Raw genomic sequence first — 374 nt, 5'->3', positions numbered from 1 at the left:
AGATGTGTATAAGAGACAGGGATTATGTTGGGTTTCGCTCCGCTCTACCCAACCTACCTGGGGAATGAACTGGGTTAATGCTGAGGGTGACTCTGTACTAAACAACACTACAGTTCAACTTTACCCTTGCTAACTTGTAACTCGCTAACTCATGTTGGGTTTCGCTTCGCTCTACCCAACCTACCTGTCTGACAGCTACAAACGCAAAAAGCCCGACTCTTTTGAATCGGGCTTTCTTTAATTTGGAGCCTGGCGATGACCTACTTTCACATAGCAGCTGCTACACTATCATCGGCGCTGTTTCGTTTCACTACTGAGTTCGGCATGGGGTCAGGTGGGTCCAAAACGCTATTGTCACCAAGCAAATTTGGTTT

1 rRNA gene is annotated in these 374 nt (G+C 46.8%); it reads right to left on the bottom strand.

Annotated features, from left to right (window positions below):
- Window positions 1-247: 247 nt before the first annotated feature.
- Window positions 248-362: ribosomal RNA gene (rrf, locus tag JIG37_RS10160) — 5S ribosomal RNA — on the bottom strand.
- Window positions 363-374: the final 12 nt, after the last annotated feature.

This window comes from Pseudoalteromonas sp. bablab_jr010, from assembly GCF_016464105.1.
Taxonomy (GTDB): domain Bacteria; phylum Pseudomonadota; class Gammaproteobacteria; order Enterobacterales; family Alteromonadaceae; genus Pseudoalteromonas; species Pseudoalteromonas simplex.
Note: the sequence above shows the minus strand (reverse complement) of the source record. Positions and strands in the feature narration are given on the sequence as shown.